Here is a 9,514-nt window from a genome sequence, read left to right on the forward strand (position 1 = left end):
GGCGGAGCTGGCCGTGCGGCTGGGGGTGGACGGCCCGGGCGGTGCTGTCGCGTCGCGGGCCGTGGTTCCGGTCGCCCCGGTGGCGGCCGCGGTGGACGACGAGCCGATCGCGATCGTGGGCATGAGCTGCCGCTTCCCCGGCGGCGTGCGCTCGCCCGAGGACCTGTGGCAGCTGCTCATCGACGAGCGGGACGCCACCGGCGCCTACCCCACCGACCGTGGCTGGCAGGTCGACGACCTGGGCGACCCCCACTTCCCGGACGACTCCTACGCGCGCGTCGGCGGATTCCTGCACGACATGGCCGACTTCGACCCCGAGTTCTTCGGCATCTCGCCCCGCGAGGCCCTGGCCACCGACCCGCAGCAGCGGCTGCTGCTGGAGACCACCTGGGAGGCCTTCGAGCGCGCGGGCATCGACCCCACCACGCTGCGGTCCACCTCGACCGGCGTCTTCACCGGGCTCATCTACAACGACTACGCCTCGCGGTTCCCGCGGCTGCTCAGCGGCTTCGAGGGATACCTGGGCAACGGCAGCGCCAACAGCGTCGCCTCCGGCCGGATCGCCTACACCCTCGGCCTGGAGGGCCCGGCGATCACGGTGGACACCGCCTGCTCGTCGTCGATGGTGGCCCTGCACCTGGCCGCCCAGTCGCTCCGCCAGGGCGAGTGCTCCCTCGCCGTCGCGGGCGGAGTGACCGTCATGTCCACCCCACGGCCGCTGATCGAGTTCAGCCGGATCGGCGGGCTCGCCCTCGACGGCCGCTGCAAGGCGTTCGGCGCCGACGCCGACGGCATGGGATTCGCCGAGGGCATCGGCATGCTGGCCGTTGAGCGCCTCTCCGACGCCCGGCGCAACGGACACCGGGTGCTGGCGCTGCTCCGGGGCTCCGCGCTCAACCAGGACGGCGCCTCCAACGGCCTGACCGCGCCCAGCGGCCCCGCCCAGCAGCGGGTGATCCGCCAGGCCCTGACCAACGCGGGGCTGCGCGCGTCCGACGTGGATGTCGTGGAGGCCCACGGCACGGGCACTTCCCTGGGCGACCCGATCGAGGCCCAGGCCCTCCAGGCCACCTACGGGCAGGACCGTGCCGAGGACCGGCCGTTGCTGCTCGGCTCGGTGAAGTCCAACCTCGGACACACCCAGGCCGCCGCGGGCGTGGCCGGCGTCATCAAGACCGTCCTGGCCCTGCGTCACGGCGTCGTCCCCCGCACCCTGCACGTCGAGCGGCCCACCTCGCACGTCGACTGGGCGGCCGGGGGGCTGCGGCTCGCCGAAGGCAGCGTGGCGTGGCCCGAGACCGGCGGGCCCCGGCGGGCGGCGGTGTCCTCGTTCGGCATCAGCGGCACCAACGCACACGTCATCCTGGAGGAAGTCCCCGAGCCGGCCGCCGAGCCGTCGGTGACCGCCGCCCCGGCCGTCGGCGCGCCGGTGCCATGGGTGATCTCGGCCAAGAGCGCCGACAGCCTGCGCGACCAGGCCCGCCGCCTGCACGAGCGGGTGAGCGCGGACCCGGGCCTGGCCCCCGCCGACATCGCCCGGTCCCTGCTGACCACCCGGGCCACCTTCGACCACCGCGCGGTGGTCGTCGGACACAGCCGGGAAGAGCTGCTGCACCGTCTGGCGGCGCTGGGCGGCGGTGAACCGGCCGCCGGTGTGGTCCAGGGTGTCGCGGCCGCGCGCGCGAAGACCGTGTTCGTCTTCCCCGGACAGGGCTCGCAGTGGGCCGGTATGGCCATCGAACTGCTCGACACCTCCCCGGTCTTCGCCGAACGCCTCGAAAGCTGCGCGGCGGCCCTGCGCCCGCATATCGACTGGTCCCTCCTCGACGTGTTGCGCGAACACTCCGACGCACCGTCGCTGGACCGGGTCGATGTGGTGCAGCCGGTGCTGTGGGCGGTGATGGTGTCCCTGGCCCAGGTGTGGCGGTCCCACGGGGTCGAGCCGTCCGCCGTGGTGGGGCACTCCCAGGGGGAGCTGGCGGCGGCGGCCGTATCGGGTGTGCTGTCGCTCGACGACGCCGCCCGGATCGTGGCTCTGCGCAGCCGGCTCATCGCGCGGGAGCTGGCGGGGCAGGGCGGCATGGTCTCGCTCGCCCGGCCCATGGACGCGGCCCTGGAGCTGCTGAAGCCGTGGGGCGAGCGCATCAGCGTCGCCACGGTGAACGGGCCGGGCTCCACCGTCGTCGCGGGCGAACCCGCGGCGCTGGAGGAGCTGATGGCCGCATGCGAGCGCGAGGGGGTGCGGGCGCGCCGTATCCCGGTGGACTACGCCTCCCACACCCCGCAGGTGGCACGCCTGCGCGAGGCGCTGCTCGACCTGGCCGGGCCGGTCGTGTCCCGGGCGCCGGAGCTGCCCATGTACTCCGCTGTGACCGGCGAACTCCTGGCCGCCGGCGCGGCGGACGCCGAGTACTGGTACCGCAATCTGCGCCAGACCGTGCTCTTCGAGCAGGCCACGCGCGCTCTGGCGGGAGCCGGACACGATGTGTTCGTCGAGGTGAGCCCGCACCCGGTGCTGACCACCGGCATGGCCGAGACGCTCGATGCCCACCCCGGCGAGATCGCGGTCACCGGCACCCTGCGGCGTGACGAGGGCGGCCGGGACCGGCTGCTGACCGCGCTGGCCGAGGCGTTCGTGACCGGGGTCGCCGTGGACTGGCCGACCACCTTCGAGGGCGGGCGGACCGTGGATCTGCCGACCTACGCCTTCCACCGGCAGCGCTACTGGCTGGACGCGCCCTCGGAGCCCGAGGGGACGCGGGCCGGCGCCGCCGTGGACGACGCCTTCTGGGCCGCGGTGGACCAGCGCGACCCCGACGGGCTGGCGTCGGCCCTCGGCGTCGAGGACGCGTCCGTACGGTCCTCACTGACCGCGGTGCTGCCCGCGCTCTCGGAGTGGCACCGGCAGCGGCGCGAGCACGCCACAGTGGACACGTGGCGCTACGGCATCGCCTGGACACCGGTCCCCGAGGCCCCGCCGGCCCCGCTGTCCGGCGTCTGGCTGCTGGCCGTCTCCGCGGGGTTCGAGCAGGACCCCGGGGTGGGCGCGCTGGTGGCGGGCATCGAGCGCCGGGGCGCCCGGGCGCTGCCGGTGGTGATCTCCTCCGACCGGCCCGACGACATCGCCGAACAGCTGCGGAAGGCGGGCGAGGGCACCGATCCGTCCGGTGTGCTGTCGGTCGGCGCCTGGGACGAGCGGCCGCATCCCTCCTTCCCGGCGGTGCCGGTTGGCTTCGGCCACGTACTGACGCTGTGTCAGGCGCTGGAGACCGCCGGTGTCACCGCCCCCCTGTGGTGTGTGACCAGCGGCGCGGTCGCCACCGGGGCCGACGACGCCCCGGTCAGCCCGGCGCAGGCGCTGGTGTGGGGGCTGGGACGGGTGGCCGCCCAGGAGCACCCCGACCGCTGGGGCGGGCTGATCGACCTTCCGGCCCAGCCGGACGAGCAGGCCGTGAACCGGCTGTGCGGGCTGCTGTCCGGGGAGTCCGGTGAGGACCAGCTCGCCGTACGCACCGGTGGCGTGGTCGCCCGCAGGCTGGCCCGCACCCCGGCGCCCGCCACCCCCGACCGCGAGTGGGCCCCCACCGGAACCGCGCTGATCACCGGGGCCACCGGCGCCATCGGCGGCCATGTCGCCCGCTGGCTGGCCGCCCGCGGCGCCGAACACCTGCTGCTGCTGAGCCGGAGCGGGCCGCGGGCCGAGGGGGCCGAGGAGCTGCGGGCCGATCTGGAGGCGGCCGGCGCCCGGGTGACCCTCCTCGCCTGCGACGCCGGGGACCGGGAGGCGCTGGCCGCCGCGCTGGACGGCATCCCGGACGAGCTGCCGCTCACCGCCGTCTTCCACACCGCCGCGGTGCTGGACGACGGGCCGCTGGACACGCTGACCGTCGCACGGGCCGACGCCGTGCTGCGGGCGAAGGCGGGCGCCGCCTGGAACCTCCACGAGCTGACCGCGAAGCTGGACCTGTCGGCGTTCGTCCTGTTCTCCTCCACCGCCGGTACCTTCGGCGCCGCCGGTCAGGCGAACTACGCGCCCGGCAACGCCTACCTCGACGCGCTGGCGTGGCACCGCCGGGCCCAGGGCCAGGTGGCCACCTCCATCGGATGGGGCGCCTGGGCCCAGGGCGGTATGGCGGAGAAGGACGCAGTCGCCGATCTGCGGCGTCGGCACGGCGTCCCGCTGATGTCCCCCGAGCGGGCGGTCCTGGCGCTGCGCCAGGCGCTGGACGGCGACGACACCTTCCTGGTCGTCGCGGACATCGAATGGGACCGCTTCTACCTCGCGTACACCGCCGCCCGGCCCAGCCCGCTGCTGCACGACCTGGAAGAGGTCCGCCGCATCCGGGAGTCGGCCACCGGCGGGGCCGCACCGGACCGGACGGGACCGGCGCCGGCCGAGCGGCTGGCGGGCCTCGCCCGCACCGAGCAGGAGCGGGTGCTGCGCGAGTTGGTTCGTACCCATGCCGCGGCCGTCCTCGGCCACGACGGGCCCGAGTCGGTGCCCACCGGCCGCCCGTTCTGGGAGCTCGGCCTGGACTCGGTCACCGCCGTCGAAATGCGCAACCGGCTGGGCGGCGCTGTCCAGCGCAAGCTGCCGGCCGGGCTCATATTCGACTACCCGACGGTCACCGGCCTGGTCGGCTACCTCCGGGACGAGCTGTGCCGGGACGAGACCGAAGTCAGCCCGGTGATGTCCGACCTGGACCGGCTGGACATCGCGCTGGCCACCATGCCCGACGACGACCCGGCCCGGAACGAGGTGGCCGAGCGGCTGGAGAAGCTGCTGCGCCGGGTGAGCCCGGCCTCGGTCGTGACGCGGGCACCCGCGACGGACTGGGGCCTGGACTCGGCCTCCCAGGACGAGGTGTTCGCGCTCATCGACGAAGAACTGGGAGAGCCGTGACCCGGCTCCCGGCACACGCTTTCCCGACCGCTAGGGATCACGAGGATGGACCAGTCACCCATGGCGAATGAAGAAAAGCTCTTCGAGTACCTCAAGCGTGTCACCGCGGAGCTCAAGGAGACGCGGGCGCGGTTGCGGGACGCGGAGGCGGCGGCTGGTGAGCCGGTGGCGATCGTCGGCATGAGCTGCCGCTACCCCGGCGGGGTGACCTCGCCCGAGGACCTGTGGCGCCTGGTCGAAAGCGGTACGGACGCGATCTCCGAGGTGCCGGCCGACCGTGGCTGGGACCTGGCGGGGCTGTTCGACGTGGCCGGGGACCGGCCCGGGACCTCGTATGTGAACCAGGGCGGTTTCCTGTACGACGCCGCCGACTTCGACGCCGGCTTCTTCGGCATCTCACCGCGTGAGGCGCTGGGCATGGACCCGCAGCAGCGGCTGCTGCTGGAGACGTCCTGGGAGCTGTTCGAACGGGCCGGCATCGACCCGGCCTCGCTGGGCGGCAGCCGGACCGGCGTGTTCGTGGGGTCCAGCTTCCACGGCTACGGCGGCGATCTGACCGACGCCCCCGAGGAGGTCCAGGGCTATCTGCTCACCGGCCGCGCGGACAGCGTGATCTCCGGCCGGATCGCCTACACCCTGGGCCTGGAAGGCCCGGCGATGACGGTGGACACCGCCTGCTCGTCGTCGCTGGTGGCCCTGCACCTGGCCGTGAACGCGTTGCAGCGGGGCGACTGCTCGCTGGCCATCGCCGGTGGTGTGATGGTCATGTCCACCCCCGAGGTGTTCGTCGAGTTCAGCCGCCAGCAGGGCCTGTCGCGCGACGGCCGGTGCCGCGCCTTCGCGGGCGGCGCCGACGGGACCGGCCTCGCCGAGGGTGTCGGCGTCCTGCTGGTGGAGCGGCTGTCCGACGCGGTGCGAGGCGGCCACCGGGTGCTGGCCGTGGTGCGCGGCTCGGCGGTCAACCAGGACGGCGCGTCCAACGGCCTCACCGCGCCCAACGGACCCTCGCAGCAGCGGGTCATCCGGCAGGCGCTGTCCGACGCCGACCTGTCCTCGGTGCAGGTCGACGTCGTGGAGGCGCATGGCACGGGCACCACGCTGGGCGACCCGATCGAGGCGGACGCGCTGCTGGCGACGTACGGTCAGGACCGGCCCGCCGAACGGCCGCTGCTGCTCGGCTCGCTGAAGTCGAACCTCGGCCACACCCAGGCCGCGGCGGGCGTGGGCGGGATCATCAAGATGGTGATGGCGATGCGGCACGGCACCGTGCCCGCGACGCTGCACGTGGACGAGCCGACGCCGCATGTGGACTGGGAGTCCGGCGCGGTGCGGCTGGTGACCGAGAACACGGCGTGGCCTCCGACCGGGCAGCCGCGGCGCGCCGCGGTGTCCTCGTTCGGGGTGAGCGGCACCAACGCGCATGTGATCATCGAGCAGCCGCCGGCCACCGGGACAGCCGCCGCCGGGACAGCGGATACCGAAGGGGCTTCGCAGGCGTCGGCACCCCTCACGGAGGCGTCGGCGCACGGCGCGGTGCCGTGGGTGGTGTCGGGCCGTTCCGCGGAGGGGCTGCGGGCACAGGCCGCCCGGCTGCGCCACTTCGCCGCCGACTCGGGCGAGGCGGACCGGGACCTGGGGTGGTCGCTGGCCTCGTCGCGCGCCGCGCTGGAGCACCGCGCGGTGGTGGTCGCCGGCGACCGGGACGCGTTCCTGGCCGGCCTCGACGCCCTCGCCGCCGGGGAGCCCGCCGCACAGCTGGTGAGCGGAGCCGTCGGGGCGCAGACCCCCGACGGCGTGGTGTTCGTCTTCCCGGGCCAGGGCTCGCAGTGGGCCGGGATGGCGACCGAACTGCTGGAGTCCTCGCCCGCGTTCGCCGAGTCGGTCCAGCGGTGCGCCGAGGCCCTCGCACCGCACATCGACTGGGATCTGCTCGACGTCCTGCGGGACGGCGGCCCGCTGGAGCGGGTGGACGTGGTGCAGCCCGTGCTGTGGGCGGTGATGGTGTCGCTGGCCGAGGTGTGGCGTTCGACGGGCGTGGTGCCGTCGGCGGTGGTCGGCCACTCCCAGGGCGAGATCGCGGCGGCGTGTGCGGCCGGGGTGCTGTCGCTGGAGGACGGCGCGCGGCTGGTGGCGCTGCGCAGCCGGGTGATCGCGGAGGACCTGGCCGGACAGGGCGGGATGGTGTCCGTCGCCGCGTCCGCCGAGCGGGTGACGGAGCTGCTGGCCGACCGCGACGGGGTGTGGATCGCGGCGGTGAACGGCCCGGCCGCCACGGTGCTCGGTGGCGCCCCGGACGTCCTGGCCGAGGTGATGGCGGAGGCGGAGGCCGAGGGGGTACGGGCCCGGTCGATCGCGGTGGACTACGCCTCGCACACACCCCATGTCGAGCAGGTCCGCGACGCACTGCTGGACCTGGCCGCCCCGATCACCCCGCGGGCGGGGGCCATCCCCATGTACTCCACGGTCACCGCCGCGCTCGCCGACGGCGAAACGCTCGACGCCGAGTACTGGTACCGCAATCTGCGCGGACAGGTCCGCTTCCACGACACCGTACGGACCCTCATCGGCGACGAGAGCACGGTGTTCGTGGAGGTCAGCCCGCATCCGGTGCTGGCGGGCGCGATCGAGGAGGCCGGGCACGCCGCGGACACCGACGTGACGGCCGTCGCGACGCTGCGGCGCGGTGAAGGCGGGCCGCGGCGTCTGCTGACGTCCCTGGCGGAGCTGTGGGTGCGTGGCGTCACACCCGACTGGCGGGCGGTGTTCGGCGCGGATGTCGCGCGGGTGGACCTGCCCACGTACGCCTTCGAGCGTCGCCGCTACTGGCTGTCGGGGACCGGCACCGGGGTGGGCGACCTCGCGGGCGCCGGGCTGTCGCCGCTCGGGCATCCGCTGCTGGCGGCCGGGGTCGGCGTGGCCGAGGGTGGCGGGGCCCTGTTCACCGGCCGGCTGTCCACGGGCTCGCATCCCTGGCTTGCCGACCACGCGGTGGCGGGCCGGGCCCTGGTGCCGGGCGCGGCGGTGCTGGAACTGGTGCTGCGCGCCGGTGAGTTCGCCGGCTGCGACCGCCTGGAGGAACTGGTCCTGCGGGCCCCGCTGGTGGTGCCGGGCGACGGCACGGCGGTCGAGGTGCAGGTCGGCGTCGACCCGGCCGACGCGTTCGGGCGGAGTGTGGTGCGCCTGCACTCCCGGCCGCACCGCCCCGGGCCGGACGAGGACGGGGCGGAGTGGGTCTGCCACGCGACGGGCACGGTGACCCTCGGTGGCGCCGAGGAGCCCGTGGCGGCCCCGGAGGCGGTGTGGCCGCCCGAGGGCGCGACGCCGGTGCGGACCGAGGGCGTCTACGAGCGTCTCGCGGAGGCGGGCTACGCCTACGGGCCGGTGTTCCAGGGGCTGCGCGCGGTGTGGCGGCGTGGCGAGGAGGTGTTCGCCGAGGTCGCGCTGGAGGAGCCCGCGGCGGGCGACGCCGGGCGGTTCGGGGTGCACCCGGCCCTGGTGGACGCGGCGCTGCAGAGCAGCCTGGTGGTGCTGCTCGAGGACGGCGGGGAGCGCAAGCTGCCGTTCTCCTTCTCCGGTGCCCGCATTCAGGCCACGGGCGCCACCTCTGCGCGGGTCCGGGTGGCGCCGACCGGCTCCGACGCGGTCTCGGTACTGATGACCGACCAGGCCGGCCTGCCGATCCTCACCGTCGACGCGCTCACCTCGCGCCCGCTCACCGCGGCAGCGGTGGCCGGTCCGGCGGTGGACTCGATGTACGAGGTGACCTGGGTGCCGCTGCCGGTGGCCTCCGGCGCGGCCCCGGAGCGGGTCGCGGTCCTGGGCGGGGCCATACCGGGTCTTGACGCCCCGCCCTACGCCGACGTCGCCTCCGTGGCGGCGGCCGTGCGCGCCGGCGAGCCGCTGCCCCGGACGGTGCTGCTGCCCTGCCCCGACGGCACTCCGGAGGCGGACACTCCGGCGGCGAGCCGCACCTCGCTGGCCGAGGTGCTCGGCCTGGTACGGGAGTGGCTTGACCACCCCGCACTGGAGGACATCCGGCTGGCCTTGGTGACCCGCGCAGGCATCGCGGTGGAGCAGGGCGAGAGGATCGATGTCGCCCAGGCCGCCGTGCGGGGCCTGGTGCGCTCGGCGAGTTCGGAACATCCCGGCCGGATTCTGCAGGTCGACACCGACGGTGGCGCGGAGTCGGCGGCGGCGCTGGCTTCCGTGGCGGCCGCCGCGGCCTCGGCCGGTGAGTCGGAGGCCGCCGTGCGCTCCGGGGCCGCCTCGGTGCCGCGGCTGGTCCGGGTCTCTGCGTCGGACGCGGGGGCCCTGGCCGTCCCCGAGGAGGCGCAGGCCTGGAGCCTGGATCTGGACACGGCGGGCACCCTGGAGGGGCTGCGCCTGGTGCCGTGCCCCGAGGCGCTTGCGCCACTGGGCGCGGGTCAGGTGCGGGTGGCGGTGCGGGCGACCGGGGTCAACTTCCGGGACGTCCTGGTGGCGCTGGGCGTGGTTCCGCTCTCGGGCGCGGTGTTCGGGTGCGAGGGTGCGGGTGTCGTGGTCGAGGTCGGCCCGGAGGTGACCGGTCTTGCGGTGGGGGACCGGGTGATGGGTCTGTTGTCGGGGGCGTAC

At 75.1% G+C, this 9,514-nt stretch carries 1 protein-coding gene and 1 pseudogene; both read left to right on the plus strand.

Annotation, left to right across the window (positions count from 1 at the left end; genetic code table 11):
- Positions 1-82: 82 nt before the first annotated feature.
- Positions 83-4,903 (plus strand): annotated as a pseudogene (locus tag PV419_RS52500) (type I polyketide synthase); the annotation flags it as partial.
- A 60-nt stretch (positions 4,904-4,963) separates the two neighbouring features.
- The coding region (locus PV419_RS52505) for a polyketide synthase (RefSeq protein ID WP_319701184.1) at positions 4,964-9,514 on the plus strand (4,551 nt) is incomplete at its 3' end.

It is taken from the genome of Streptomyces sp. ME19-01-6, assembly GCF_033793745.1.
Lineage (GTDB): Bacteria > Actinomycetota > Actinomycetes > Streptomycetales > Streptomycetaceae > Streptomyces.